Raw genomic sequence first — 26,570 nt, 5'->3', positions numbered from 1 at the left:
GCTGCGGCGCGGGCCATTGCTGCGCGCCAAGCTGGCCGCGCTCCCGTGCGGCAGCCGGACCCTGCGCGAGCTTGAAAGGATCGAACAGGACCTGGCCGCTGGTCGCCCGCGCGGTCACCTGATCCACTTTCAGGGGGCGGAGTATCTGGCCAGCGACATCCACATGGACGGACGCCGCTGTCCGGGGCGCAACGTGTGGCGCCTGCTGCATCGGCGAATTCCCGGCGGGCATGAGCTGGTGGACATCGTCGACCCGCACGGTCCGCGCCGTTAACCGGCTGAGGCGCTCAAATGCTCATACAGAATCGTCGCGCCGACGATGATCAGAATCACCCCACCCACGATCTCGGCGCGCTTGCCGACCAACTGGCCCAGCGCCCGGCCGAGCATGATCCCGGCGGTCACCATGACCAACGTACACAGCCCGATCACCGCCGCCATCACCCCGATATGTACGTTCAGGAAGGCCAGACCGACGCCGACCGCCATCGCGTCGATGCTGGTGGCGAAGCCGGTCACCGCCAGGTGCCAGAAACCGTGGTGCTTGTCCGGGTCTTCGTCGGCGTCGTCGCCATCGGGTTTCACCCCGTTGATGATCATGTGCACGCCCAGCGCACCCAGGAGCACGAAGGCAATCCAGTGGTCGAACGCTTCCACATGGGACGATGCGGCACGACCCAGCAACCAGCCGATCACCGGGGTGACCGCCTCGATCACACCAAAGATCAGGCCGGCACGCAGGGCATCGACAAACCGCGGCCTGCGCATCGCCGCACCTTTGCCGATCGCCGCGGCGAAGGCATCGGTGGACATGGCAAAGCCGATCAACAACATCGAAACGGGGGACATCGGGGCACGTGGCAGGTCGGGCATGAGACGGACAACGGTCCACGTTCGCGCCCAACCTGACGTTGCGCACGCGGACCGCTGGTCTCGCCAGCCATCACAGGCTGCCCGCACCACGGCGCACTGGCCGAGCATGTTGATACGGGCGCTTCCTTCACAGGAAACAGGCTACTCCCCAAGGGGATGCGAAGCTTAGCACCGGCACCCGCGATCAACGCCGAAACGGGCGAATTGCGCAGGGCATGCTGGAATACATAGCCGCGGCTATATCGGTATCGCCGACCGCTGGCCGGCAACCAAGCAAATGCACCATCGCCCGACGTAGTGCCGGGCCATGCCCGGCAACCACGCACAACCAACATCGCCCGGAAAAGCAGCGGGGCAAGCCCCGCTCTACGTCAATCTTCTTCCGGCGGCAGCACCAGCGGCTCGTCATCCAGGGTCAGCTTGCCGGCCATCAGCACCGCCTGGGTACGGTTGGTCACCCCCAGCTTGCGCAGAATCGCGGTCACATGCGCCTTGATCGTGGCTTCGGAGACATTCAGATCGTACGCAATCTGCTTGTTCAACCGCCCTGCGCCCAGCATCTGCAGCACGCGGAACTGCTGCGGGGTGAGCTCACGCAGGCGCTGCCCGACCAGGCGTTCCTCGTGCTCGGTCTCCGGCACGCTGTGCGCTTCCGGTGGAGCCCAGGTTTCGCCATCCAGAATGGTCCCCAGCGCGTGGCCGATCGTGTCCGAATCGGCCGACTTCGGAATGAAGCCGAATGCGCCGTGGTCCAACGCCCGCCGCATGACGGTGGGCTCTTCGCGCGCGGACACCACCACCACCGGCAGGTGCGGATGCAGGGCGCGCATATGCACCAGCGCATTGAAGCCCTGCGCGCCGGGCATGTTCAGATCCATCAGGACCAGGTCGGCATCGTTGTGTTCGTCAGCCAGGTGGTACAGCGCTTCCACGCTGTCGGCTTCGTACAGTTCAACGCCGGGAATCACCCGCTGCACCGCGCCGCGCAGGGCTTCGCGGAACAGCGGGTGGTCATCGGCAATCAACAAGGTAGGCATGTGGGGGAGCCTGTCTCACTTGACCTTGCGTTCTTCCACCAGCGACGCCACCACCGACGGATCGGCCAGGGTCGAGGTGTCGCCAAGCTGGTCCGGTGCGTTCTCGGCGATCTTGCGCAGAATGCGGCGCATGATCTTGCCCGAGCGCGTCTTCGGCAGGCCCGGGGCCCACTGCAGGTGATCGGGCGCGGCAATCGGGCCGATCTCCTTGCGCACCCACGCCACCAGTTCCTTGTGCAGTTCGTCGCTGGGGGCTTCGTCGGCGACCAGGGTCACATAGGCGTAGATGCCCTGGCCCTTGATGTCGTGCGGGAAGCCAACCACGGCTGCTTCGGCGACCTTCGGGTGCGAGACCAGTGCGCTTTCCACTTCGGCGGTGCCGATGCGGTGGCCGGAGACATTGATCACGTCGTCGACGCGGCCGGTGATCCAGTAGTAGCCATCCTCGTCGCGACGGCAGCCGTCACCGGTGAAGTAACTGCCGGGATAGGTGCGGAAGTAGGTGTCGATGAAACGCTGGTGATCGCCGTAGACGCTGCGCATCTGCCCCGGCCACGAATCGCGGATGATCAGGTTGCCTTCAGTGGCCCCTTCCTGGATCTCACCCTCGGCATTCACCAGTGCCGGCTGCACGCCGAAGAACGGCAGCGTGGCCGAGCCCGGCTTGAGGTCGATGGCACCGGGCAACGGCGAAATCAGGATGCCGCCGGTTTCAGTCTGCCACCAGGTGTCCACGATCGGGCAGCGGCTGTCGCCGACCACTTCGTAGTACCAGCGCCAGGCTTCCGGATTGATCGGCTCGCCCACGCTGCCCAGCAGGCGCAGCGAGCTGCGCGAGGTGCGCTTCACCGGCGCTTCGCCTTCGCGCATCAACGCACGGATCGCGGTCGGGGCGGTGTAGAAGATGGTCACCTGGTGCTTGTCGATGACCTGCCAGAAGCGCGAGGTGTCCGGGTAGTTCGGCACGCCCTCGAACATCAGCGAGGTCGCACCGTTGGCCAGCGGACCGTACACGATGTAGCTGTGACCAGTGACCCAGCCGACGTCGGCGGTGCACCAGTAGATGTCGTCCTCGCGCAGGTCGAACACCGACTCGTGCGTGTAGGCCGCGTACAGCAGGTAGCCACCGGTGGTGTGCAGCACACCCTTCGGCTTGCCGGTGGAACCGGAGGTGTACAGGATGAACAGCGGATCTTCCGCGTTCATGCGCTCCGGCTCGCACTGTGCCGGCTGCGGATCGACCACATCGTGGAACCAGCGGTCGCGCGGAGCCTGCATGTCCACCGCGCCGCCGGTATGGCGGACCACCAGCACGGTTTCCACCGTGGTGGTGCCCGGAATCTTCAGCGCCGCATCGACGTTGGCCTTCAGCGGGATCTTGCGGCCGCCGCGCAGACCTTCGTCGGCGGTGATGATCAGCTTGCTGCCGCAGTCGATCACGCGGTCGGCAATCGAGTTCGGCGCAAAGCCGCCAAACACCACCGAGTGGACCGCGCCGATGCGCGCGCAGGCCAGCATGGCGACAGCGGCATCGACGATCATCGGCAGGTAGATGGTGACCCGGTCGCCCTTCTTGACCCCGAGGCTGCGCAGCGCGTTGGCCAGGCGGCAGGTGCGCTCGTACAGCTCGCGGTAGGTCACGCCCTTGGCCGGTGCGTCGGGGCTGTCCGGTTCGAACAGCAGCGCGATCTTGTCGCCGCGCGCGTCCAGATGCCGGTCCAGGCAGTTCACGCTGGCGTTGAGCTCGCCATCTTCGAACCACTTGATGCGGAAATCGTCCAGCTGGTAGCTGACGTTCTTGATCGTCTTGGGCGCGGTGTACCAGTCCAGCCGCTGCGCGGCCTTGCCCCAGAACGCGTCCGGGTTTTCCACCGACTCTTTGTAGAGCTGCTGGTAGGTGTTCTTGTCAATGCGCGCCTTGGCGGCAACGTCCGCCTTGACGGGGTAAAGATCAGCCATGGCACCCTCACTTGCACGTGGACTTGGGTTGTGCGTTTGCAGCATAACCCGCGAATGTTCCCCGTCAGTTTGCCGCATCCACCTGGCACCGGGGTGGATGCGTGGTTAGACCTTGGTCGAAGCGCTCTGCCGGTGTGCCGACCAACGGTCGGCACCTACCGCTCCGGGGACGCGCTCGTGCGGCGCTGAAACAGATCCCGCCAGGTCACGACCGTTGGTCGTGACCGGGGCGGGTTCGACCAATGGCGAATAGCCAGGGTGCGTCAGCCGGCCGCACGCTCGGCTCGACCGTGACCCCACACGCGGCGATCACTTTGCCACCCGGGAGAGAGGGCAACATGAGTACCCGTATGTTGAAGACCGTGCGCAAACCCCTGGCGACCTGCTTGCTGGTCGCCCTGGTTGCGCCCGGCATGGCGTTCGCGCAGACCGCCAAAGAGCAGGCACTGGAGGCGCGCGTCGCTGAACTGGAACGCCAGGTGCAGCTGCTGCTGTCTTCGCAGCAACAGCAGCAGACGCAGATCACCCAGACCCAGCAGGACGTCACCGCCGTACGCACGGTGAAGGCCGAGCAGAAGCCGGCGGTGCCGGCCGGCAAGCAGCCGATCCAGGTCACCACCATCACCCCGGGCGCTGCACCGGGCACCACGGTCAAGATCGGCGGCTTCATCAAGGCCGACTTTCTTTCCACCCAGACCGGCGACGGCCAGCTCGCCGACGACGCCACCGGTCGCGCGCTGTACCTGCCCGGCCAGACCCCGGTCGCTGGTGCCGGCGGCAGCGGCGAGAAGTCCGACGTGGACTTCAACGCCCACGCCAAGTTCTCGCGCTTCAACCTGGGCATCGACAACGTGAGCGAATCGGGCAACAAGGCCGGTGCGTTCTTCGAAATGGACTTCTTCGGCAACTCGCTGGGCAACCAGACCGCGACCAATACCTACGGCGTGACCCTGCGCCACGCCTACATGTACTGGAACAAGTGGCTGGCCGGTCAGACCTGGTCGAACTTCATGGACGCGGCCTCGCTGCCGGAAGCGGCAGACTTCGTCGGTCCCACCGACGGCGTGCTGTTCGTGCGCCAGACCCAGATCCGCTACACCAACGGTGGCTTCAGCATCGCGCTGGAAAATCCGGAAACCACGGTACTGACCGGCACCCGCAATCCGGCAACCGGCGCGTGGACCAATGCGGCCAGCAATTCCGACCGTGGCAGCCTGCCGGACCTGACCGCGCGTTATGGCTGGAAGGGCGACTGGGGCACCTTCGGTGTCGGTGCCATCGTGCGCCAGCTGAAAGTGGACAACCAGGCCAGCGGCGCGGACGCCGACAAGATCGGCGGCGGCTTGACCCTGGGCGGCAAGTGGGTGATGGCCGACAGCGACACCCTGCATTACCAGATCAGCGGCGGCGAAGGCATTGCCCGCTACGTCGGTCTGGGCGTCACCGCAGATACCGCCTACGACGTGGCGCGCGACGAACTCAACCCCACGGGCGTGCTGGCCGGTTATGTCGGTTGGCGGCATGCCTTCACCCCGAAGCTGCGCACCAACCTGATCTACGCCCGCAGCGACTACGACAACGACGGCACCCTCGGCCCGCTGGTGACCAAGAGCGTGCAGAGCATCCGCGGCAACATCTTCTACACGCCGATGCCCAAGGTCGATATCGGTGCGGAGTACATGTATGGCGTGCGTGAGATTGAAGACGGCCGCAAGGGCGACATCAACCGCGTGCAGTTCACCACCAAGTACAGCTTCTGAGAAATTTGCCGGGTAGAACCCGGCACTACACAAACGTGCCGGCGTAACGTCGGCACACCACCATGCTTCGGAGGGGAAGCGTCTCATGTCCAGCACATCAAGTACCGCGCACGATCCAGCGGGGACCCTGACCAAGGGCCACAAGAAAGTCATTTTTGCATCGAGCCTCGGCACGGTGTTCGAGTGGTATGACTTCTTCCTTTATGGTTCGCTTGCCGCGATCATCGCCAAGCAGTTCTTCAGTGGCGTCAACGAAACCACGGGCATGATCTTCGCCCTGTTGGCCTTCGCTGCCGGCTTCTTCGTGCGTCCGTTCGGCGCGGCATTCTTCGGCAGCCTCGGCGACCGCATCGGCCGCAAGTACACCTTCCTGGTCACCATTCTGATCATGGGCATCTCGACCTTCCTGGTCGGTGTGCTGCCCAACTACGCCTCGATCGGCTTCGCCGCACCGGTGATCCTGATCATCCTGCGTCTGGCCCAGGGCCTGGCGATGGGCGGCGAATACGGCGGTGCCGCCACTTACGTGGCCGAGCATGCGCCGGACGACAAGCGCGGTCTGTACACCAGCTTCATCCAGTGCACCGCCACGCTGGGCCTGTTCCTGTCGCTGCTGATCATCCTGGCCTGCCGTTACGCGCTGGGCAATGAAGCTTTCGAAGCCTGGGGCTGGCGCATTCCGTTCCTGGTCTCGATCATCCTGCTCGGCATTTCGGTGTGGATCCGCCTGCAGCTGAGCGAGTCGCCGCTGTTCCAGCAGATGAAGGCCGAAGGCAAGGGCTCCAAGACCCCGTTCCGTGACAGCCTCAAGGGCGGCAACCTCAAGCTGATGCTGCTGGTCCTGCTGGGTGCGGCGGCCGGCCAGGCGGTGGTGTGGTACGGCGGTCAGTTCTATGCGCTGTTCTTCCTGAGCAGCATGCTCAAGGTCGACGCCACCACGTCCTACCTGCTGATTGCCGCTGCACTGGCACTGGGTACGCCGTTCTTCATCTTCTTCGGCTGGCTGTCCGATCGCATCGGTCGCAAGAAGATCATCCTGGCCGGCTGTCTGCTGGCGGCGGTGACCTACATTCCGATCTTCAAGGGCCTGACCCACTTCGCCAACCCGGCCATCGAAGAAGCCCGTTCTTCCTCGCCGGCGCTGGTCGTGGCTGACCCTGCTACCTGCTCCTTCCAGTTCGATCCGGTCGGTCTGCGCAAGTTCACCAGCTCCTGCGACGTGGCTACCGCTGCGCTGACCAAGGCCGGTGTGCCGTACGACGTGCAGCCCGCCGCCGCCGGTTCGCTGGCGATGGTGAACGTGGGCAGCGCCAGCGTCACCTCGTACGAGGCCGCCGGCCTGACCAAGGAAGAGGGCAAGGCCAAGGCTGACGCCTTCGGTGCCGAGCTGAAGACCGCACTGACCTCTGCCGGCTATCCGGCCAAGGCCGACGGCGCCCGCATCAACATCCCCGGCACCATCCTGATGCTGTGGATCCTGGTGCTGTACGTGACCATGGTGTACGGCCCGATCGCCGCCTACCTGGTCGAACTGTTCCCGACCCGCATCCGCTACACCTCGATGTCGCTGCCGTACCACATCGGCAACGGCTGGTTCGGTGGCTTCCTGCCGGCGATCTCGTTCGCGCTGGTGGCTGGTACCGGCAACCTTTACTACGGCCTGTGGTACCCGATCATCATCGCGCTGATGACGGTCGTGGTCGGCGGCCTGTTCCTGAAGGAAACCAAGGACGTGGATATCACCAAGTAACAGTGATCGGTGATGGAAGAACGAGAGGCCGTGGTGCAGACCACGGCCTTTTCGTTTCCCGGTAGAGCCACGCCCTGCGTGGCTTCGCGGACCCCGACGTGCGCATTGATATATTCCGCCCATGACCGACGCTACCACCCATCCCGACGCGCTCCCCGCCCTCGTCGCCACCCTGCGCCAGGCCTGGCAGGCCAAGCGCCCGTCGCTGGACCAGCGCCGCAGCGACCTGCTAACCCTGCGCACCGCGCTCAAGGCGCGCCTGCCGGAAATGGCCGAGGCCATCGCCGCCGACTTCGGCCATCGCTCACACCACGAATCGCTGATCGCCGACGGCATGACCGTGCTGGGCGAGATCGACCACCTGCTCAGGCACTTGAGTGGCTACGCAAAGCCGCGACGGGTCGGCGTGGGCTGGAGGTTCTGGCCGGCCAAGGCGCAGTTGCGTCCGGTCCCGCTGGGCGTAATCGGCGTGATTTCGCCCTGGAACTACCCGGTCAACCTCGCCTTGATTCCATTGGCCACCGCCATCGCCGCCGGCAATCACGTGCTGCTCAAGCCGTCCGAACTCACCCCACGCACCAGTGCCTTCTTGCAGTCATTGCTGGCCGAAGTGTTCCCGCCCGACCGCGTGGCGGTGGTGCAGGGCGACGCCGCACTGGCCGCCGCGGTGGCTGGCGCAACGCTCGATCATCTGGTGTTCACCGGCTCCACGGCGGTCGGCCGCAAGGTGATGGCGGCGGCCGCGCCGAACCTCACTCCACTGACCCTGGAACTGGGCGGCAAATCGCCGGCCATCGTCTGCAGCGACTACCCGCTGGGCAAGGCCGCCGCGCGGCTGGCCACCGGCAAGTGGTTCAACGCCGGCCAGACCTGCATCGCCCCGGACTACGTGCTGATCGACAGCCGCCGTCAGCGCGAGTTCGTCCAGCAGCTGCAGACCCAGGTGCAGGCGCGTTACGGCGATTTCCGCGATCCCTCCGACTACACCCGCATCATCAATGAAGGCCAGTACCAGCGCCTGCAGCGCTATCTCGCCCAGGCCCGCGAACGCGGCGTGCCGGTGCTGGAGCTGGCCCACATCGACCGTGACCGCGCCGACCGCGAACGATTGATTGCCCCCACCGTGGTGCTGGACCCGCCCGCCGACCTGGACCTGATGCGCGAAGAGATCTTCGGTCCGATCCTGCCGGTCTGTGCCTACCCGGACCTGGAAGCGGCCGTTGCCGACATCCAGACCCGCGACCGTCCGCTGGCTTTGTATGTGTTCAGCGAGCGAAGCGAGGCGGTCGAGCAGGTGCTGGGTCAGGTCGTCGCCGGTGGCGTCACCGTCAACGATACCCTGCTGCACTTTGCCATCAACGGCCTGCCGTTCGGCGGGGTAGGGCCCAGCGGCATGGGCGCGTACCACGGCCGGGCGGGATTCGACGCCATGAGCAAGCTGCTGCCCATCCTGTACCAGTCGCGCTGGGCCGCCAGCGACCGGTTGAAGCCGCCGTACTCGAAGATTGCGGGACTGCTCAAGCTGTTAGTGCGGTAAACCGCTCATCGGAGCGAGCCGGGTCTTGACTGTATCTCAATTGAGATACAATCGTTGCCAAGACCCGCACCGGAAACCACGATGGCCGCCCAGACCTCCATGCTGCATATCCGAGTGGACGAGAAGCTGAAGGCTGACGCCACCGAAATGTTGGCCAGCGTCGGCCTGACCGTTTCCGATGCGGTGCGGATTTTACTCACCCGCATCATCAAGGAAGGCGGACTGCCGGCAGGACTCACGGCGGACCCGGAAGCCCATGACAAGTGGTTCCGCGCCAAGGTGCAGGAGGCCCTGGCCGATACTAGGCCGCCTGTGCCGCACCAGCAGGTAATGGACGAAGCGCAGGCGCTGATCGACAGGAAGCGACGTGGCCGAACTTGAGTGGTCGCGGGAGATGGTGGTCCGCTCAAACTACATTGTCGTGTATACCGAGGATGCTGCGAGCGTACGTATTCTCCGTGTGCTTCATGCAGCCCGGCAGTGGCCGCCAGACCGGTAGCGCCGGCCGTTGGCCGGCCTTCGCATACCATTCTGGGTTCGTGAGGGCCGGCCAACGGCCGGCGCTACCGCTCTGGCGCATCGCCGCGGATCAGGCCCGCTACAATGCCCCCATGAAAATCGCCTCCTGGAACGTCAATTCGCTCAATGTGCGCCTGCCGCACCTGGAACAGTGGCTCACCGCCTTCGCCCCGGATGTCGTCGGCATCCAGGAAACGAAGATGGAAGACCACAAGTTCCCCGATGCCGTGCTGGCCGGGCTGGGCTACCGCAGCGTGTTTGCCGGGCAGAAGACCTACAACGGCGTGGCGCTGCTCTCGCGCGAGCCGGCACAGGACGTTCAGATCGGCATTCCCGGTTTTGAAGACGAGCAGAAGCGGGCGATTGCCGGCACCGTCAACGGCGTGCGCATCGTCAATCTGTACGTGGTCAACGGCCAGGATGTCGGTACCGACAAGTACGAGTACAAGCTGCGCTGGCTGGAGGCCGTGCATGGCTGGGTGGCCGATGAACTGAAGAAGTACCCGGAGCTGATCGTGATGGGTGATTTCAACATCGCCCCGGAAGGACGTGACACCCACGATCCGCTGATCTGGAACGAGAACCACATTCTTACTTCCACCGCCGAGCGCGGCGCGCTGCACAAGCTGCAGCAGCTGGGCCTGCACGACGCCTTCCGCCTGCACAACGATGAGGACGGGGTGTTCAGCTGGTGGGATTACCGTGCTGCGGGCTTCCGTCGCAACCTGGGCCTGCGCATCGACCTGACCCTGGTATCCGACGCGCTCAAGACGCGAGCCGTGGCCGCAGGCATCGACCGCGAACCGCGCACCTGGGACCGGCCGAGTGACCACGCGCCGGCATGGGTGCAGCTGGGCTAAGGGTGGGTAGGTAACGACCGTTGGTCGTTACCTCCCAGGTCAGCGTAACGACCAACGGTATGCCCATCTGCGATGGGCACCCTTCGGGCCGTCGACGAGCGACGTTAGGAATGGCTTGCGCCATTCCTTGCGTTACCTACCGGATGCTCTTTCTGGTGAAGAGGTTCACTATCGCCAGCAGGATCACCGCGCCGATCAGAGAGAACAGGAACGTGCGGATGGTGATCGCTTCGTTGATGCCACCGCCGAACAGCCAGCCGGCGATCAGCGCGCCGATAATGCCGACCACGATGTTGAGGATGATGCCCTGCTGCGCATCGCGGCGCATGATGAGGCTGGCCAGCCAGCCCACCACGCCACCTACGATCAGCCAGATGATGATGCCCATGATCTTGACTCCCGGTTTGTTGGTGCGACGGCGCAAGTTGACGGCAGATGCCGTGAAGTTGCCGTGCAATCGCGCCCACAGGGCGTTCGCATGAGCCTGCCGGCAACCCTGGACGGCCCCTGGCGGTTTGGCCCGGTCACGGTCTGGCGGTTGCCGCATGTGCACGGCACGCGTGGCGAGCCACAGGCGCGGGTGTTGCTGGCCGAACAACTGGGCGGCCTGCCTGACGAGCTCCCATTGCTGCGCGACGAACGCGGCCGGCCCGAGCTGGAAGGTCATCTGGCCCATCTGGGTACCGGCTGGAGCCACAGCCACGGCCTGCTGCTGGTGGCGCTGGGCGAGGGCGTGCGCCTGGGCGTGGACCTGGAACCGCTGCGACCACGACCGCGCATGCGCGAAATCACCGAACGCTTCTTCCACCCGCAAGAGGTCGAATGGTTGCTCGGTCTGGACGACGCCGGGCTGAACCATTGGTTCTTCCGGGTCTGGTGCGCCAAAGAGGCGCTGCTCAAGGCACAGGGGCAGGGCATCTCGTTCGGCCTGCACCGGCTGCAGCTGGCAGCGGGGGCCGACGGAGCCCTGCACCTGGCCTGGTGCGATCCGGAGCTGGGCCCGGCAAGCCGCTGGCACCTGCACGAGTGGCAGGCCGCGCCGGACTTCCGCGCCGCGCTGGCCTGGTACGTGCGCTGAGCGCGGCCGGCATTCCGGCAATCCCTGCGATAATGCCGGCATGACCGCACACACCCTTCCCCCCGGCGTGGCTGACGCGCTTGAGCGCGGCCTGGCCGCGATGCAGCTCGACGCCGCTCTGGCCGCGCCGCTGCTGCAGTACCTGACCCTGCTCGACCGCTGGAACAAGACCTACAACCTGACCGCCATCCGCGATCCGCTGGAGATGGTCACCCGCCACCTGCTCGACTCGCTGGCGATGCAGCCGCACCTGGAACGCGGCACCCTGGCCGACCTCGGCACCGGTCCGGGGCTGCCCGGCATTCCGTTGGCGATCGCCCGGCCGCAGTTGCAGGTCACCCTGGTCGAAAGCAACGGCAAGAAGGCGCGCTTCATGCGCGAGGCCGTGCGCCAGCTCGGGCTCGGCAACGCCCGCGTGGCCGAGTCCCGCGCCGAGGCGCTGGCAGAGCCAGGCGCATATGACAACCTGACCGCGCGCGCCATGGACACCCTGGCCGGCATCATCGAGGTCGGCGGGCACCTGCTGCGCCCCGGTGGCCGCCTGTTGGCCATGAAAGGCGTTTATCCCCACGATGAGATCGCCCAGCTGCCAGCCGGCTGGACCGTGGAAACCGTGCTGCCGCTGCATGTGCCCGGCCTGACCGGCGAGCGGCATCTGGTCGTGGTAGCCGGTCCGTGAGCCGCCGCCGGGCGGGTCGCAACGCCCTTCCGGCGCATCTCACAGTGCATGACACGCCCCATATACGCATAATGACCAGTCCCACTCCCTGCCGATGAGGCTCACCCGCATGGCCCGCATCATCGCCATCGCCAACCAGAAAGGTGGCGTCGGCAAGACCACGACCGCCGTCAATCTGGCCGCTGCCCTGGCTGCTGCGCCCAAGCGCGTGCTGCTGGTCGACCTCGATTCGCAGGGCAACGCAACCATGGGCAGTGGCGTGGACAAGCGCGAAGTGGTCGCGTCCACCTGCGACCTGCTGCTGGGTGAAGTCACCGCCGAGCAGGTACGGGTGACCGCGCCGGAAGGCTATGACCTGCTGCCGGGCAACATCGACCTGACCGCTGCCGAGATCCAGCTGATGGACCAGGGCGAGCGCGAGCAGCGCCTCAAGCGCGCGCTGGCTCCGATCCGCGACCAGTACGATTTCATTCTGATCGATTGCCCGCCGGCACTTTCGCTGCTCACGCTGAATGCCTTGGCCGCGGCCGATTCGGTGATCGTGCCGATGCAGTGCGAGTACTACGCGCTGGAAGGCCTGAGTGCGCTGGTGGAAACCATCGAAGCCCTGCGCGCCAGCCTTAATCCCACGCTGGAAATCGAAGGCGTGCTGCGCACCATGTTCGACGTGCGCAACAACCTGGCCAACGCGGTTTCGGCCGAACTCACCGAGCATTTTGGTGACCGCGTGTTCCGCACCATCGTGCCGCGCAACGTGCGCCTGGCCGAAGCGCCCAGCCATGGGCAGAGCATCGTCGGCTACGACCGCGCCTCGCGCGGCGGCGTGGCCTACCTCGGATTGGCCGGCGAGATCATCCGCCGCAACCACCAACGCAACACGGCCGGTACGGCCATGGAGACCGCCTGATGACCAGCAAGCCCGCCCTCGGCAAGAAACGCGGCCTCGGCCGTGGCCTCGACGCCCTGCTCGGGCCCAAGGGCGCGGTGACCCAGGTGCAGCAGGCCACGGCCGTAGTGGAGCCATTGCCGGGTGAAGTGCTGCGCAAGCTGCCGGTCAAGCAGCTGCAGCCCGGCAAGTACCAGCCGCGACGCGAGATGGACCCGACCAAGCTCGACGAGCTGGCCGAGTCGATCAAGGCGCAGGGGGTGATCCAGCCGATCCTGGTACGTCAGCTGGCGACCGACAGCTATGAGATCGTCGCCGGCGAACGCCGCTGGCGCGCCTCGCAGCTGGCCGGGCTGGACGAAGTGCCGGTGGTGGTGCGAGAGCTGGAAGACCGCACTGTCATCGCGATGGCGCTGATCGAGAACATCCAGCGCGAGGACCTCAACCCGCTGGAGGAAGCCGAAGCGCTCCAGCGGCTGATCTCCGAATTCACCCTGACCCACGCCGAAGCTGCGCAGGCGGTGGGCCGCTCGCGTGCGGCGGTATCCAACCTGCTGCGCCTGCTGGAACTGCCGGTGGCGATCCGCGTGCTGCTGGAAAGCCGTCGGCTGGAAATGGGTCACGCCCGCGCGTTACTGACCCTGGCTCCGGAATTGGCCAGCAAGCTGGCGCAGGAAGCGGCTGACCAGGGCTGGTCGGTGCGCGAAGTGGAACATCGCGCCCAGCAGTTTGCCGCCGGCAAGGTGCCCGGCAACCTGCGCAGAAAGCCCAGCCCGGGTGCTCCGCAGGCCGACATCGCCTCGCTGGAAACCGAACTGTCCGAATCACTCGGTGCACGCGTGGCGATCAACCACGGCCGTGGTGGCAAGGGCAAGCTGATCATCCACTACACCGACCTGGACACCCTGGACGGCGTGCTGGAAAAGCTGCGCACCCGCAAGGATTGATGCCTTCCCGGGGTCACGACCAACGGTCGTGACCTACCGCCCTGACGCAGGACACCTTTGTATGACCCTCCTCGTTACCGGTGCCGCCGGCTTCATTGGAGCCTACACCTGCCGGGCGCTCGTCGAGGGTGGCCAGGCCGTGGTCGGGCTGGACAACTTCAACGACTACTACGACCCTCAGATCAAGCGCGACCGCGTGGCCGCGCTGTGCCCGGGCGTGGACATCCGCACCCTGGACCTGACCGACCGTGAGGGCCTGGCCGCGCTGTTCGACGAGGTGCGGCCCACCGCCGTGATCCACCTGGCCGCCCAGGCCGGCGTGCGCTACTCGCTGCAGAATCCGCACGCCTACGTCGACAGCAACCTGGCCGGCTTCGTCAACATGCTCGAACTGTGCCGGCATCGCGGCGTCCAGCACCTGGTGTATGCCTCCAGCAGTTCGGTCTATGGTGATTCGGCCATCCCGCCGTTCTCCGAAGACCAGCGCATCGACCGCCCGCGCTCGCTGTACGCCGCGACCAAGGCCGCCAACGAGCTGATGGCCTACACCTATGCCCAGCTGTACGGCCTGCGTGCCACCGGCCTGCGCTTTTTCACCGTGTACGGCCCCTGGGGCCGCCCGGACATGGCCCCGCTGCTGTTCTCGCGCGCGGTGCTGGCCGGCCGCCCCATCGAGGTCTTCAACGAGGGGAAGATGCAGCGCGATTTCACACACGTTTCCGACATCGTGAGCGGTATCCTCGGCGCGCTGGCGCATCCGTCCAGCGAGGACGTGCCGCACCGTGTCTTCAATCTCGGCAACCACACTCCGATCGAGCTGGAGCAGTTCATCGGCATCATCGAGGCCACCGCCGGACGCCCGGCGCACAGGGTCTACAAGCCGATGCAGCCCGGCGACATGGTCCGCACCATGGCCGACACCCGGCGCGCCCATGACGCTTTTGGCTATGAACCGGCCACGCCGATCGAGCGCGGATTGCCCCCCGTGGTCGAGTGGTGCCGCACCTACTTCGGCGACCGCGCCTGATCCGCTTCCGGGTATTCATCTTCGGATAACCTCGGCTGCGGAGAATGCCCGGACTTTCAACGTCCTGCCCCGCAGCAGAGCCCGATCATGAGCGAACCCCAGCTGTCGGTCGTCGTCCCGGTCTTCAATGAGCGTGACAACGTCCAGCCCCTGATCGGCGAGATCACCGCCGCCCTGCGCGGCCGCGTGGCGTTCGAGATCGTCTACGTCGACGACCACTCGCGGGACGACACCTTGGCGGTGCTCACCGCGCTCAAGGCCAGCACGCCGGAGCTGCGCGTGCTCCACCACGTCACCCAGAGCGGCCAGAGCACCGCGGTCCGCACCGGGGTCAAGGCCGCGCGTGCGCCCTGGATTGCCACGCTCGATGGCGACGGCCAGAACGACCCGGCCGACATCCCGCGCCTGCTGGTCGCGCGCGACGCCGCGCAGCCGGCGGTCAAGCTGTTCGCGGGCTGGCGGGTCAACCGCCAGGACAGCGGCAGCAAGCGCTGGGCCAGCAAGTGGGCCAACGCCATCCGTGCGCGCATGTTGCGCGACGACACCCCCGACACCGGCTGCGGCATCAAGCTGTTCGAGCGCGCCGCCTTTCTGGATCTCCCGTACTTCGACCACATGCACCGCTACCTGCCCGCGCTGATGCAGCGTGCCGGCTGGCAGACCGTCAGCGTGCCGGTCAACCACCGTCATCGCACCGCCGGCGTATCCAAGTACAACAACCTGGGCCGGGCCCTGGTCGGCATTCGTGACCTGCGTGGCGTCGCCTGGCTGATCACCCGCAGCCGGCGTACCGCCGTGGAGGAGCGCTGATGGAGCTGCACTGGCTGGACCAACCCATCACCTGGCTGTTCTGGACCGGTCTGCATGTCACCGGCTGGAAACTGATCGGCTACACCGGTGCCCTGATGTTCGGCGGGCGCTGGCTGGTCCAGTTCATCGCCTCGCGCCGTGCCGGCAAGCCGGTGATCCCCCGGCTGTTCTGGTACATGAGCGTGATCGGCAGTCTGATGACCCTCAGCTACTTCCTGTTTTCCGCCAAGCAGGACTCGGTCGGCGTCCTGCAGAACCTGTTTCCGGCCTTCACCGCCCTGTACAGCCTGCACCTGGACATCAAGCACCGCGGCTGGAAACGCGACCGCGCGGAGCATTGACCCCACCGCGCGTGACTAGGACGTTCGATACATGCCGGGCTGAATCCGGGGTGCCATGATCGAGGTTCGCCTTCCCCGGGAACCCGTCTGCGTGAATACCCGTCTGTCTGTTGCCCTGTTGCTCGCCCTGTCCCTGCCGGCCGCTGCCTACGCCGCACCGCCCGCCGCCACCGCCGCTCCCGCCAGCGTGGCAGCTGAATCACCCGCAGATGCCGCCTTCCGCGCCATCTACGAGAAGGAATGGGCCTGGCGCCAGGCCGGCGGCGGTGAGGCCAGCGAAGACGCCGATGGCCCCGCCAACGCCACCCGCATGCCCGACGTCGGCGCGGCGGCCCAGCAGGCCCGGCTGAAGGTCTGGGACGACGTGCTGGCCCAGCTGGACAGGATTGACGTCAAGGCGCTTTCTCCCGCCAACCAAGTCAACTACGCGATTTACCGTGACCAGGTCTTCAACCTGGCCGCCGAGGTGCGCCTGCGCGGCTACGAGATGCCGTTCAACTCGGACTCCTCGTTCTGGTCCAGTCTGTCGTTCATGGCACGCCGGGAGATGAAGACCGCCAAGGACTACCGCAACTACATCGCCCGTCTGAATGACGTGCCGCGTTACTTCGACCAGCAGACCGACAACATGCGGGCCGGCCTGAAGCGCGGCTTCAGCGTGCCCCGCGCCGTACTTGACGGCCGCGAAGTCGCCATCAGCACTGTCGCCGACCTCAAGGATCCGACCCAGTCGCCCCTGTACGCGCCGTTCAAGAAGCTGCCGGCCAGCATTCCGGCCGCCGAACAGGCCCAGCTGCAGGCGCAGGCCCGCCAGGCCATCAGCAACAGCGTGGTGCCGGCGTTCGGCAAGCTGCGCACTTTCTTCCTGGGCGAATACGTGCCGCAGGCGCGCACCACCCTGGCCGCGGAAGCCATGCCGGACGGCAAGGCCTACTACCAGCAGCAGATCCACGAATACACCACGCTGGACCTCACCCCGCAGCAGATCCACGAGATCGGGCTGAAGGAAGTGGCGCGCATCCAGGCTGAGATGAACACCATCATCAAGCAGGTGGAGTTCAAGGGCAGCTTCGCCGAGTTCCTCACCTTCCTGCGTACGGATCCGCAGTTCTACGCCAAGACCCCGGATGAGCTGCTGCACCGCGCCGCCTGGATCTCCAAGCGCGTGGACGGGGTGATCGGCAAATACATGACCCTGCCGCGCGCGCGTTTCACCATCGTGCCGGTGCCGCCGGACATCGCGCCGTTCTGGACCGCCGGTCGTGGTGGCATGGGCACCTACTGGGTAAACACCTACAACCTGCCGGCCCGCCCGCTGTACAACCTGCCAGCACTGACCCTGCACGAATCCGACCCCGGCCATGCGCTGCAGGGTGCGCTGGCCGCCGAGCAGGGCGAGCAGCCGGAGTTCCGTCGCACCGCCTACATCTCAGCGTACGGCGAAGGCTGGGGCCTTTACAGCGAGAAGCTCGGCGTGGAGATGGGCATCTATGAAACACCGTACGAGGACTTCGGCCGGTTGACCTACGAAATGTGGCGCGCCGCGCGCCTGGTCATCGACACCGGCGTTCACCACAAGGGCTGGACCCGCGAGCAGGCCATCGCCTACCTGCGTGACCACACCGCGCTGAGCGAACACGAGGTCACCACCGAAGTGGACCGCTACATTTCCTGGCCGGGTCAGGCTCTGAGCTACAAACTGGGTGAGATCGCCATCGTGCGCCTGCGCGCGCAGGCGGAAAAGGAACTGGGCGACCGCTTCGACGTCAAGGCCTTCCACGACGCCGTGCTCAAGCAGGGGTCGGTGCCGCTGCCGGTGCTGGAAACGCAGATCCAGGCCTTCATCGCCGAGCGTCGCGCGCCCTGATGTCGTGATCGACACATGCCGATGTGTGCGGGTTCACACATCGGCATGTCTGCAGGGTGGGTGCGATTGATACTGGAAAGCCGGTCGTGTCATCACGACCGAAGATGGACGGCTCGAAGGTTCGCACCGAACGTGGTGCACCCATCAAGGAGCCGTCTTCCATGGACCGCGTTACTGCCTTTCTACATCGCCTGATTCCGTCCACATGCACCCCGCCAGTGCGTCCACGCACCGCACGGATACATGAGCCGGTCTTGCTCGAGATGCGCAACACGCCAGCACCGGATGGCTACGCGGAGTCGCCTCCGCGCACAGCCGGGAAGACGGAGACGCCGGCCGATCCGCTCGCTGCTTACGAGATGCCGCCAGAGCACGCGAAGGTTCTGGTCGACCTGCTGAATGAAACGCGGCGTGCATTGGACCCGGACTATGCCATGTCGCTTTCCAGGTCGGAGCAGGCGGCGCTTGAACACTTCTACAGTACCCGCACCGCGCTGCTCGAGAGCATCACCTCCGGAAACTCTCAGCCGTTGCCCGTGTCCGCCAGCGTGCGTGCTTGGCCGGACATCTCCGACTGTCGCAGCCAGCAGAAGGTGCTGAAGAGGATTCTGGGTGCCAGCCCGGGCGTGATCATCGCCGAAGCGCACTGGATGCGAAGCAGCAAGCGGCTGCTCTCGGACCATCCCGAAACCCTGCGCAGGCTCGGCGTGGATACGTTGTACCTCGAGCATCTGCAGACGATCCACCAGAGCGATCTGGACCGACATCACCAGACCGGCCGGATGTCACCGGCATTGAGTCGCTTTCTCGCCCAGCAGGATGCCGGACACATGACCGACGTCCGTCACCGCGGTGGCTTTCTGACCCTGGTGAAGGAAGCACAACGCGCAGGAATACGCGTTGTTGCCCTGGACCTCATGACGAGCTACAACCTGCGCGGGGCATCCTTCGCCGACGCCGGGAACCAGGACGAAACGGCGCTGCGAGTGAGGGTATTCAATGCTGTCGCCGCCCAGCGCATCGCGCACGACCAGCGCCTGCGCGCGACACAAAGAACCACGCCAACAGGCACTGCGCGGCGCTGGATAGCGCTGATGGGCAACAGCCATGCAGGCAGCTTCAACGGTATCGCCGGAGTGGCCGATCGTCTCGGGGTTCCCAGTGTCCGGATGGAAGATGCCGGCGAAGACCAGCGTGCACTTCATGCGGGCTTCGACCCCGGCCGGACGGTGCAGCCCAGGGCGCTGGTCACCGGCGGTGACGTTCAATGCGACTACCTCGTCAAGGTGCCGTGTCCGGGCTACTCCGGTGCCCGGACCGCCGAACCCTGCACGGCGGCGGAAGCACGGGTCGCGCGTCAGCTGCGCGTGGCCATGGGCCACTGCAGCGCGGACCTGCGCAGTGCGGGCAGTTATCGCCTGGTGGAAATCGAACCAGGCCAGCACGCCCTCGTGCATCGTTCCGGCAAGGGCGAACTGGTCGCCCAGCGTATCGTTCAAGTGCCTGGTGGTGGTGTGCGTCTGCAACTGGCCGAAGAAGCCCATCCCGGGCGCTGGAAGCACATGGACAGACCGTTTCCGGACCTGTTGAAGCTGAAAGCGGCATTGGACATGCTTCTGGATGAAGCCCCACCCGCGAGCCCGGCAGGAGCCACACGCAGTGCTGCGATTGTGTAACGAGCACGGCGGCCGCTACCCTGCCTGCCATGCTGTCCCGCCTGCGCCACCGCTGCCCGTTGCCGATCCGCCTGCTGATGCTGGTGGTGATGCTGCTCGGCACCACCGGTGGCGCGCTGGCTTCGGCGCTGGGTGATCTGCACGCGCTGTCGCATGCCGACCACCCCTCGGTTTCGCATCCGGCGTCCGGGCAGGATCACGACGACGGCCATGATGGCGAGGATGCCGGCGGCCGGCTGCTGCACGCGCTTGTGCATTGCGGCCACTGCCATGGCCAGGGCGGCATGCTCGCCTTTGCCGCGCCCAGCTGGCAGCTGCCGCTGGCACCGGCACACGCGGTACCGGTGCAGCTGGATGATGCGCTGCGCACGCAGCCGCCGGAAAATCTGCTGCGCCCCCCGATAGCCGGTTGACGCCACGCGGCACTGCGCCGCGTCTGCTCACCTCACTGCTATCTGGAGATTCCCATGTGGACGTATGTGGCCGCCTTTGCGGCCTTGGCGTTCGTGCCGTGCGCGTTGGCGCAGGGCACGCCGCCGGTTGCCCCTGTTGAGCGCGTCGCCGAACGCCCGGTTCCCGGCACGCTCACGCCTGTACTGACTCTCGACGACGCCATCGCCCGCGTCGCCCTTCAACACCCGGACCTGCGTCTGGTGGAGGCGCAACGCCTGGTGCTCCACGCACGTCGCGACGCCGCCACGCTGCGCCCACCGCTCTCCCTCGGCGTGGACCTCGAAAATGCCGTTGGCACCGGGGCCGCACGCAGCTTCGATGCCGCCGAACTCACCGTCAGCCTGGCCGGCGTGCTGGAGCGTGGCGGCAAGCTGGACGCGCGGCGTACCTTGGCCCAGGCCAACCTGGATGCGCTCGCCCCGCAGCGCGAGATCGCCCGGCTGGACCTGATGGCCGAGGTGGCGCGACGCTATCTGGCGGTGACCCAGGCCGGCCAGCAGTTGCAGATCGCCAGTACCGACATCGAGCAACGCCGCCGCGCCGTTGCCGCCGCACGTGTGCGCCTGCACGCGGGTGCCTCGCCCGAGTCGGTGCTGCTCACCGCGCAGGCGCAGCTGGCCCAGGCCGAGCTTGACCGTGACCGCGCGCTGCAGATGCAGCAGTCGGCGCGGATCGCGCTGGCCGCGTTGTGGCAGCAGCGACAGCCGGATTTCCAGAGTGTCAGCGGTAACCCGCTGCAGCTGCCCGCACTGCAGGAGCTCGGCGCACTGGCAGACCTGCTGCAGGGCACGCCCGAACTGGCCGTGCTGGCAGGTGAAGGTCGCATCCGCGATGCCCAGCTGCAGCTCGCCCGCACCCAGGCCCGACCGGACTTCAACTGGCAGATCGGCGTGCGCAACAGTCGGGACAGCCGCGACACCTCACTGGTCGCGGGCTTCAGCCTGCCGCTGGGCAGCGTGCGCCGCGCCGGTCCGGAGATCCGCGCCGCCGAAGCCGAGCGCGCGCTGACCGGTATTGAACGCCAGGCCCGCGAACTGCAGCTGTACGCGACCTTGGCCGAGGCCCATGGGCGCTACCAGAGCGCACGTCTGGAAGTGACCCGTCTCGCGCGCGACGTTCTGCCACAGCTGCAGCGTGCGGAGAAATCCGCAGAAACCGCATGGCGCGCCGGCGCGACCAGCTACATGGAATGGGCCCAGCTGCAGGCCATGCGCATCGAAGCGCGACAGCGCCAGCTTGACGCCGCCATCGCCGCGCAGACCGGACTGATCGAAATCCAGCGACTGACCGGGCAGAGCCTGCTCGACACCGACGCCCAAGCCACGCCTACGAAGGATCGCCCATGAGTACTCTCGCTCCCCGTACCCTGCTGGCCGCCGCCGTGTTTGCAGCGGTGTTCGCGCTCAGCGCGTGCAGCAGGCAACCCGCCGTGGCCGGTGCCACTGATGCCGAAGCCGGTCACGACGATGAAGGACCGCAGCGCACCACCATTTCCGCCGCGATGGCCGAACAGGCCGGCATACGTGTCGCCCCGGTCGCCACCGGTACCATCGCCGACGAACACGACGTGCAGGGTCTGCTGACCCCCGTGGACGGCCGCGTCGCCCTGGTGATGGCGCGCTTCCCCGGTCCGATCCGCACGCTGCGGGCCAACGTTGGTGATCGCGTCACGGCCGGGCAGGTGCTGGCCAGCATCGACAGCAACCTCAGCCTGTCTACGTATACGGTCAGCGCACCGATCAGCGGCGTGGTGCTGGCGCGGCAGGCGCAGGTCGGTGGCGTGGCAGGCGAGGGCGCGCCGTTGTTCGAGGTCGGCGACCTGTCCACGCTGTGGGTCGACCTGCATATCTTCGGCAACGACACCCAGCACATCACCGCCGGTGTGCCCGTCACCGTCTCGCGCATGACCGATGGCGTCAGCCAGGCCACCACGCTGGAACGCGTGCTGCCCGGCACCGCCACCGCCAGCCAGAGCACCGTGGCGCGCGCCTCGCTGCGCAATGATGACGGCCTGTGGCGGCCCGGTGCCGCGGTGAAAGCGCGCATTGTGGTGGCGACCACCGCAGCTGCCCGGGTGGTGCCCCTCACTGCCGTGCAGACCCTTGACGGCAAGGACGTGGTGTTCGTCCGTAGCGGTGATACCTACACGGCGCGTCCCGTCACGCTGGGCGCGCGCGATGCGCAGCAGGCAGAAGTGCTGGACGGACTCAGCGTCGGCGAAGACGTGGTGGTGGAGCAGAGCTATGTGATCAAGGCCGACATCGGCAAGGCGGGGGCCGCGCATGAGCACTGACCGGCTGCCGCTGCTGGAGCGCATCATCGGCGCGTCCATCGCCCACCGATGGTTGATGATGACGCTCACTCTCGCGCTCGTTGTGGTGGGCATCTGGAGTTTCACCCGCCTGCCCATCGACGCCACCCCTGACATCACCAACGTGCAGGTGCAGATCAATACCGCCGCACCCGGTTACTCGCCGCTGGAGGCCGAACAGCGCATCACCTATGCGGTGGAAACGGTCATGGCCGGCCTGCCGCGGATGGAGCAGGTGCGGTCGTTGTCGCGCTATGGCCTGTCCCAGGTCACCGTCGTGTTCGAGGACGGCACCGACATCTACTTTGCCCGGCAGCAGGTCGCAGAGCGCCTGCAGCAGGTGAAGTCGCAGATTCCGGTCGGCCTGGATCCGCAGCTGGGACCGATCGCCACCGGGCTCGGCGAGATCTTCATGTACACCATCGACGCCGATCCCACGGCGCGAAAACCCGATGGCACGCCGTACACCGCCACCGACCTGCGCACCCTGCAGGACTGGGTGATCCGCCCGCAGCTGCGCAACGTTCCCGGGGTCACCGAGGTCAACACCATCGGGGGATTCCAGCGGCAGGTTCACATCACCCCGGATCCGGCGCGTCTGCGCGCGCTCGGCTTCACGCTGGAAGATGTCGCCCGGGCCGTTGAAACCAACAATCAGAACGTCGGAGCCGGCTACATCGAGCGCAACGGCCAGCAGTTCCTGGTGCGCATCCCCGGCCAGGTGGCCAACCTCGAGGAAATCGGCAACATCGTCCTGGCGCGGCGCGAAGGCGTGCCGATCCACGTGCACGACGTGGCCGAGGTCAAGGACGGGCCCGAACTGCGCAGCGGCGCGGCCACCCAGAACGGACATGAAGTGGTGATGGGCACGGTGGTCATGCTGATCGGTGCCAACAGCCGCGAGGTCGCCCAGGCCGCCGCCGCGCGCCTGCAGCAGGCCCAGCGCAGCCTGCCCGAGGGCGTCACCGTCACCGCCAGCTACGACCGCACGGCACTGGTCGACCGCACCATCCAGACCGTGGCGAAGAACCTGATCGAAGGCGCGCTGCTGGTCATCGTGGTGCTGTTCGCGTTGCTCGGAAACTTCCGCGCGGCGCTGATCACCGCAGCGGTCATCCCGCTGGCGATGCTGTTCACCCTCACCGGCATGGCCCGGGGCGGGGTGTCGGCCAACCTGATGAGCCTGGGCGCACTGGACTTCGGGCTGATCGTCGACGGTGCGGTGATCATCATCGAAAACTGCCTGCGTCGTTTCGGCGAGCGCCAGCATGCGTTGGGTCGCGACATGACCGTGGCCGAACGTTTCGCCGAAACCGCCAGTGCCACCGCCGAGGTGATCCGCCCCAGCCTGTTTGGCCTGGGCATCATCACCGCGGTGTACCTGCCGATCTTCGCGCTCAGTGGGGTGGAAGGAAAAATGTTCCACCCGATGGCCATTACCGTGGTGCTGGCACTCACGGGCGCAATGGTGCTGGCGCTGACCTTTGTTCCGGCGGCGATCGCGCTGTTCCTCGGCGGCCGCGTGCAGGAAAAGGAAAACCGGCTGATGACGTGGGTGCGGGGCCGTTATGCGTCCGCGCTCGATCTCACACTGCGGCGTGGCCGCTGGGTGGTCGGTGGCGCGCTGGTGCTGGTGGTGGGCTGTGGGCTGCTGGCCACCCGTCTGGGCAGCGAATTCGTACCCAACCTGGACGAAGGTGATGTCGCCATGCATGCCATGCGCATTCCCGGCACCAGCCTCACCCAGTCCGTGCAGATGCAGACGCTGATCGAGAACCGGCTGGTGCAGTTCCCGGAGGTGAGCAAGGTATTCTCCAAGATCGGCACACCGGAGGTCGCGTCCGATCCGATGCCACCCTCGGTGGCTGACACCTTCATCATGATGAAGCCACGCAAGGACTGGCCTGACCCGCGCAAACCGCGCGCCGTGCTGCTGGCGGAGCTTGAGCAGGCGGTCGAGCAGCTGCCCGGCAACAACTACGAGTTCACCCAGCCGATCCAGATGCGCACCAACGAGCTGATCTCCGGCGTGCGCGCGGACGTGGCGGTGATGGTGTACGGCGACGACCTCGATGCACTGCTGTCGGTGGGCAGGCGCATTGCCAGCGTGGCCGGCAACGTCCCCGGCGCGGCCGACGTGCGCGTCGAGGAAACCAGCGGCCTGCCGCTGCTCACGGTTACTCCCAACCGCGCCGCGCTGGCCGGTTACGGGCTGAATCCCGGGCAGGTGCAGTCCACGGTCGCCACCGCGATAGGTGGGCAGGTGGCCGGCCAGTTGTTCGAGGGCGACCGTCGTTTCGACATCGTCGTCCGCCTGCCCGAGACGCAGCGGCAGGACCCGGCCGCGCTGGCCGACCTGCCAGTGTCACTCGAGTCTGCGCTGGCCGGCGGCGATGCTGACGAGTCCAGCCGCGCCGACAGCTGGACCAGCGGCAGCGCCCGTACCGTTCCGCTGCGTGAACTGGCCACCCTGGCCAACAGCGAAGGCCCCAACCAGATCAACCGCGAAAACGGCAAGCGCCGCATCGTGGTCACCGCCAACGTGCGCGACCGCGACCTGGGCAGTTTCGTCAGCGAACTGCAGCAGGCCATCAACCAGAATGTTCAGGTGCCCGATGGCTACTGGGTCGACTACGGTGGCAGCTTCGAGCAGCTGATCTCCGCCAGCCAGCGTCTAGCCATCGTGGTGCCGGTGACGTTGCTGCTGATCTTCGCGCTGCTGTTCTGGGCGTTCGGCTCGATGAAGGATGCGGCTATCGTGTTCAGTGGCGTGCCATTGGCACTTACCGGTGGCGTGCTCGCGCTGGCCGCACGCGGCATTCCGCTGTCGATCTCGGCTGGCGTAGGTTTCATCGCGCTTTCCGGCGTGGCCGTGCTGAACGGCCTGGTGATGATCAGCTTCGTACGCAGCCTGCGCGATAACGGCCTGGCCCTGAACGACGCCGTACGCGAAGGCGCACTCGGTCGCCTGCGACCGGTGCTGATGACCGCCCTGGTCGCCTCACTCGGCTTCGTGCCGATGGCCTTCAACGTAGGCGCAGGTTCGGAGGTGCAGCGCCCGCTGGCCACGGTGGTCATTGGTGGCATCGTCTCCTCCACGCTGCTCACCCTGCTGGTACTGCCGGTTCTCTACCGGTGGCTGCACCGCCAACCCTGATTCCAGGTCAACACGGTAGGTCACGACCGTTGGTCGTGACCCTCGTGGTGCATGGCACCTCAACGAATCAGCCGCTCAACGTACGCGACCGCCGTCGCCACCCCATCTTCCCCCGCCATCGCCCGCCCCAACACCGCCGCGCGCTCCCGCGTCTGCGCCAATTCCACAAACCCGATCGCCCGCGTAAGCACTCCCGGATCCAACCGCCTTACCGACAACGCCTCCGGTGCCAGACCCAGTACCTGTAACCGCCGTGCCCAGAAAAGCTGATCCGCCGCAAACGGCATCACCAGCGAAGGCACCCCCGCACGACACGCCGAATGGGTCGTGCCACTCCCCCCGTGATGGATGACAAACGCGCAGCGCGGAAACAACGTCTCATGCGGCACCGATCCCAGCACGAACACATTCGGCGGCAACGGCATGTCCGGCAAACCCGCCCAACCCGGCGACAACAGCACCCGACGCGGTGCCAATGCACCGAGCAGCGCAGGCAACACCCGTTCGCGATCAAACCCGGTCATGCTGCCAAAGCCCAGATAGACCGGGGCAGGGCCTGCATCCAGAAACGCCTGCAGATCAGGCGGCGGTGCCCACCCCAGCTCAGGCGCACGCCACTGCCCACACACATGATGATCGGTCGGCCAATCCGCCGGCTCCGGCAACAGACTCGGCGAGATCCCATACAACATGGGCACATCGCGCCACAGCGATCGTCGCGCCGGCATGCCCATCGCCTGGCGCGCTTCGTTGATCGGCCGTCTGAACGTCCTCCATACCGTGTGGTTCACCGCGCTGTAGCTCCATCGGTTCAACAGGCCGGGCAACCGCAGCCGCGGCAGAAACGGGGTAGGAAACAGGCGGGTAGGGGTCAGCGGAATCATTCCCAATCCGATCACCGGAATGGCATGTCGCTCTGCCACGCTCATGCCTACGAAGGCCGCCAGCCCGCCGGTCAGCACCGCATCGCACCCTACCGTCGCTGCATCCGCCTGCCGCATCCACGCCGGCACGTGGCGCGCCGCCATCCGCGCCAGCCCACG

At 66.4% G+C, this 26,570-nt stretch carries 25 protein-coding genes; 20 read left to right on the top strand and 5 right to left on the bottom strand.

Features of this window, described 5'->3' with window-relative positions:
* Window positions 1-274, top strand: a 274-nt coding sequence (locus EGJ34_RS22215; RefSeq protein WP_185750148.1) for a hypothetical protein, incomplete at its 5' end; no start/stop codon positions are given.
* On the opposite strand, the gene mntP is transcribed toward EGJ34_RS22215, so the two are convergent.
* From mntP to acs, 3 genes are all read right to left on the bottom strand, one after another.
* Window positions 271-849, bottom strand: coding sequence for a manganese efflux pump MntP (mntP, locus tag EGJ34_RS11250; RefSeq protein WP_125360566.1), 579 nt, complete (start codon window positions 847-849; stop codon window positions 271-273). The two genes, EGJ34_RS22215 and mntP, sit on opposite strands and share 4 nt — an antisense overlap.
* A 395-nt stretch (window positions 850-1,244) precedes the next feature.
* Window positions 1,245-1,910 carry a response regulator transcription factor gene (locus tag EGJ34_RS11245; RefSeq protein ID WP_125360565.1) on the bottom strand — a complete coding sequence of 222 codons (666 nt, stop codon included), beginning with the start codon at window positions 1,908-1,910 and terminating at the stop codon, window positions 1,245-1,247.
* A 15-nt stretch (window positions 1,911-1,925) separates the two neighbouring features.
* Entirely contained in the window at window positions 1,926-3,869 is a 1,944-nt protein-coding gene (gene acs, locus EGJ34_RS11240) for an acetate--CoA ligase (RefSeq protein ID WP_125360564.1), read from the bottom strand.
* A gap of 338 nt (window positions 3,870-4,207) precedes the next feature.
* Between acs and EGJ34_RS11235 the strand changes: the two genes are divergently transcribed.
* The 6 genes from EGJ34_RS11235 to xth all read left to right on the top strand — a co-directional run bounded on the left by EGJ34_RS11235 (window position 4,208) and on the right by xth (window position 10,295).
* Window positions 4,208-5,629, top strand: coding sequence for a DcaP family trimeric outer membrane transporter (locus EGJ34_RS11235; RefSeq protein ID WP_125360563.1), 1,422 nt, complete (start codon window positions 4,208-4,210; stop codon window positions 5,627-5,629).
* 85 nt (window positions 5,630-5,714) lie between these two features.
* Window positions 5,715-7,379, top strand: coding sequence for an MFS transporter (locus tag EGJ34_RS11230; protein WP_125360562.1), 1,665 nt, complete (start codon window positions 5,715-5,717; stop codon window positions 7,377-7,379).
* 121 nt (window positions 7,380-7,500) lie between these two features.
* Window positions 7,501-8,916 (top strand): coniferyl aldehyde dehydrogenase, encoded by a 1,416-nt coding sequence (locus EGJ34_RS11225; RefSeq protein WP_125360561.1) that lies wholly within the window; start codon window positions 7,501-7,503, stop codon window positions 8,914-8,916.
* Between the two features lie 81 nt (window positions 8,917-8,997).
* Window positions 8,998-9,297 (top strand): type II toxin-antitoxin system RelB/DinJ family antitoxin, encoded by a 300-nt coding sequence (locus EGJ34_RS11220; RefSeq protein WP_125360560.1) that lies wholly within the window; start codon window positions 8,998-9,000, stop codon window positions 9,295-9,297.
* 13 nt (window positions 9,298-9,310) lie between these two features.
* A complete protein-coding gene (locus tag EGJ34_RS11215; RefSeq protein WP_125360567.1) occupies window positions 9,311-9,415 on the top strand; it encodes a type II toxin-antitoxin system RelE/ParE family toxin in 105 nt (34 codons plus the stop codon).
* 112 nt (window positions 9,416-9,527) lie between these two features.
* Window positions 9,528-10,295: an exodeoxyribonuclease III gene (gene xth / locus EGJ34_RS11210; RefSeq protein WP_125360559.1), complete on the top strand. Its 768-nt coding sequence runs from the start codon at window positions 9,528-9,530 to the stop codon at window positions 10,293-10,295.
* A gap of 136 nt (window positions 10,296-10,431) precedes the next feature.
* Here the strand turns inward: xth and EGJ34_RS11205 are convergent, their stop codons facing one another.
* Window positions 10,432-10,683 (bottom strand): GlsB/YeaQ/YmgE family stress response membrane protein, encoded by a 252-nt coding sequence (locus EGJ34_RS11205; RefSeq protein WP_125360558.1) that lies wholly within the window; start codon window positions 10,681-10,683, stop codon window positions 10,432-10,434.
* Window positions 10,684-10,773: 90 nt separating this feature from the next.
* On the opposite strand from EGJ34_RS11205, the gene EGJ34_RS11200 reads away from it, so the two are divergent.
* From EGJ34_RS11200 to EGJ34_RS11140, 13 genes are all read left to right on the top strand, one after another.
* Window positions 10,774-11,373 (top strand): 4'-phosphopantetheinyl transferase superfamily protein, encoded by a 600-nt coding sequence (locus EGJ34_RS11200; RefSeq protein WP_125360557.1) that lies wholly within the window; start codon window positions 10,774-10,776, stop codon window positions 11,371-11,373.
* Window positions 11,374-11,413: 40 nt separating this feature from the next.
* The gene (rsmG, locus tag EGJ34_RS11195; protein ID WP_125360556.1) at window positions 11,414-12,052 is read left to right on the top strand and encodes a 16S rRNA (guanine(527)-N(7))-methyltransferase RsmG; all 639 of its coding nucleotides are present in this window, start codon (window positions 11,414-11,416) and stop codon (window positions 12,050-12,052) included.
* 109 nt (window positions 12,053-12,161) lie between these two features.
* Window positions 12,162-12,959, top strand: coding sequence for a ParA family protein (locus EGJ34_RS11190; protein ID WP_125360555.1), 798 nt, complete (start codon window positions 12,162-12,164; stop codon window positions 12,957-12,959).
* Window positions 12,959-13,885, top strand: coding sequence for a ParB/RepB/Spo0J family partition protein (locus EGJ34_RS11185; RefSeq protein WP_125360554.1), 927 nt, complete (start codon window positions 12,959-12,961; stop codon window positions 13,883-13,885). Before EGJ34_RS11190 ends, EGJ34_RS11185 begins: the two co-directional genes overlap by 1 nt.
* Window positions 13,886-13,946: 61 nt before the next feature.
* Entirely contained in the window at window positions 13,947-14,912 is a 966-nt protein-coding gene (locus EGJ34_RS11180; RefSeq protein ID WP_125360553.1) for an NAD-dependent epimerase/dehydratase family protein, read from the top strand.
* An 87-nt stretch (window positions 14,913-14,999) separates the two neighbouring features.
* Window positions 15,000-15,722, top strand: a complete 723-nt coding sequence (locus EGJ34_RS11175) for a glycosyltransferase family 2 protein (protein ID WP_125360552.1) — start codon at window positions 15,000-15,002, stop codon at window positions 15,720-15,722.
* Window positions 15,722-16,063 (top strand): lipid-A-disaccharide synthase N-terminal domain-containing protein, encoded by a 342-nt coding sequence (locus EGJ34_RS11170; protein WP_125360551.1) that lies wholly within the window; start codon window positions 15,722-15,724, stop codon window positions 16,061-16,063. Before EGJ34_RS11175 ends, EGJ34_RS11170 begins: the two co-directional genes overlap by 1 nt.
* 55 nt (window positions 16,064-16,118) lie before the next feature.
* Complete coding sequence (locus EGJ34_RS11165) at window positions 16,119-17,930, top strand: DUF885 family protein (protein WP_185750147.1); 1,812 nt, start codon at window positions 16,119-16,121, stop codon at window positions 17,928-17,930.
* Window positions 17,931-18,184: 254 nt separating this feature from the next.
* Window positions 18,185-19,606: a membrane-targeted effector domain-containing toxin gene (locus EGJ34_RS11160; protein ID WP_125360549.1), complete on the top strand. Its 1,422-nt coding sequence runs from the start codon at window positions 18,185-18,187 to the stop codon at window positions 19,604-19,606.
* Between the two features lie 29 nt (window positions 19,607-19,635).
* Window positions 19,636-20,019, top strand: a complete 384-nt coding sequence (locus EGJ34_RS11155) for a DUF2946 family protein (RefSeq protein WP_125360548.1) — start codon at window positions 19,636-19,638, stop codon at window positions 20,017-20,019.
* A 54-nt stretch (window positions 20,020-20,073) separates the two neighbouring features.
* A complete protein-coding gene (locus tag EGJ34_RS11150; RefSeq protein ID WP_125360547.1) occupies window positions 20,074-21,405 on the top strand; it encodes a TolC family protein in 1,332 nt (443 codons plus the stop codon).
* A complete protein-coding gene (locus EGJ34_RS11145; RefSeq protein ID WP_125360546.1) occupies window positions 21,402-22,352 on the top strand; it encodes an efflux RND transporter periplasmic adaptor subunit in 951 nt (316 codons plus the stop codon). Before EGJ34_RS11150 ends, EGJ34_RS11145 begins: the two co-directional genes overlap by 4 nt.
* Window positions 22,353-22,362: 10 nt before the next feature.
* Window positions 22,363-25,527 (top strand): CusA/CzcA family heavy metal efflux RND transporter, encoded by a 3,165-nt coding sequence (locus EGJ34_RS11140; protein WP_185750149.1) that lies wholly within the window; start codon window positions 22,363-22,365, stop codon window positions 25,525-25,527.
* A gap of 59 nt (window positions 25,528-25,586) precedes the next feature.
* On the opposite strand, the gene EGJ34_RS11135 is transcribed toward EGJ34_RS11140, so the two are convergent.
* On the bottom strand, window positions 25,587-26,570 hold a 984-nt coding region (locus tag EGJ34_RS11135; protein WP_148100492.1), incomplete at its 5' end, for a glycosyltransferase.

Source organism: Stenotrophomonas sp. 278 (assembly GCF_003935715.1).
In the GTDB taxonomy this organism is placed as follows: Bacteria; Pseudomonadota; Gammaproteobacteria; order Xanthomonadales; family Xanthomonadaceae; genus Stenotrophomonas; species Stenotrophomonas maltophilia_AH.
Note: the sequence above shows the minus strand (reverse complement) of the source record. Positions and strands in the feature narration are given on the sequence as shown.

Bases quoted from the DNA above. Each gene is read 5' to 3' on its own strand.
- acs (WP_125360564.1), bottom strand. From the start codon at position 3,869: ATGGCTGATCTTTACCCCGTCAAGGCGGACGTTGCCGCCAAGGCGCGC.
- EGJ34_RS11185 (WP_125360554.1), top strand. From the start codon at position 12,959: ATGACCAGCAAGCCCGCCCTCGGCAAGAAACGCGGCCTCGGCCGTGGC.
- EGJ34_RS11245 (WP_125360565.1), bottom strand. From the start codon at position 1,910: ATGCCTACCTTGTTGATTGCCGATGACCACCCGCTGTTCCGCGAAGCC.
- EGJ34_RS11190 (WP_125360555.1), top strand. From the start codon at position 12,162: ATGGCCCGCATCATCGCCATCGCCAACCAGAAAGGTGGCGTCGGCAAG.
- EGJ34_RS11165 (WP_185750147.1), top strand. From the start codon at position 16,119: ATGATCGAGGTTCGCCTTCCCCGGGAACCCGTCTGCGTGAATACCCGT.
- mntP (WP_125360566.1), bottom strand. From the start codon at position 849: ATGTCCCCCGTTTCGATGTTGTTGATCGGCTTTGCCATGTCCACCGAT.
- rsmG (WP_125360556.1), top strand. From the start codon at position 11,414: ATGACCGCACACACCCTTCCCCCCGGCGTGGCTGACGCGCTTGAGCGC.
- EGJ34_RS11170 (WP_125360551.1), top strand. From the start codon at position 15,722: ATGGAGCTGCACTGGCTGGACCAACCCATCACCTGGCTGTTCTGGACC.
- EGJ34_RS11145 (WP_125360546.1), top strand. From the start codon at position 21,402: ATGAGTACTCTCGCTCCCCGTACCCTGCTGGCCGCCGCCGTGTTTGCA.
- EGJ34_RS11205 (WP_125360558.1), bottom strand. From the start codon at position 10,683: ATGGGCATCATCATCTGGCTGATCGTAGGTGGCGTGGTGGGCTGGCTG.
- EGJ34_RS11175 (WP_125360552.1), top strand. From the start codon at position 15,000: ATGAGCGAACCCCAGCTGTCGGTCGTCGTCCCGGTCTTCAATGAGCGT.
- xth (WP_125360559.1), top strand. From the start codon at position 9,528: ATGAAAATCGCCTCCTGGAACGTCAATTCGCTCAATGTGCGCCTGCCG.
- EGJ34_RS11155 (WP_125360548.1), top strand. From the start codon at position 19,636: ATGCTGTCCCGCCTGCGCCACCGCTGCCCGTTGCCGATCCGCCTGCTG.
- EGJ34_RS11230 (WP_125360562.1), top strand. From the start codon at position 5,715: ATGTCCAGCACATCAAGTACCGCGCACGATCCAGCGGGGACCCTGACC.
- EGJ34_RS11200 (WP_125360557.1), top strand. From the start codon at position 10,774: ATGAGCCTGCCGGCAACCCTGGACGGCCCCTGGCGGTTTGGCCCGGTC.
- EGJ34_RS11180 (WP_125360553.1), top strand. From the start codon at position 13,947: ATGACCCTCCTCGTTACCGGTGCCGCCGGCTTCATTGGAGCCTACACC.
- EGJ34_RS11215 (WP_125360567.1), top strand. From the start codon at position 9,311: ATGGTGGTCCGCTCAAACTACATTGTCGTGTATACCGAGGATGCTGCG.
- EGJ34_RS11150 (WP_125360547.1), top strand. From the start codon at position 20,074: ATGTGGACGTATGTGGCCGCCTTTGCGGCCTTGGCGTTCGTGCCGTGC.
- EGJ34_RS11225 (WP_125360561.1), top strand. From the start codon at position 7,501: ATGACCGACGCTACCACCCATCCCGACGCGCTCCCCGCCCTCGTCGCC.
- EGJ34_RS11235 (WP_125360563.1), top strand. From the start codon at position 4,208: ATGAGTACCCGTATGTTGAAGACCGTGCGCAAACCCCTGGCGACCTGC.
- EGJ34_RS11220 (WP_125360560.1), top strand. From the start codon at position 8,998: ATGGCCGCCCAGACCTCCATGCTGCATATCCGAGTGGACGAGAAGCTG.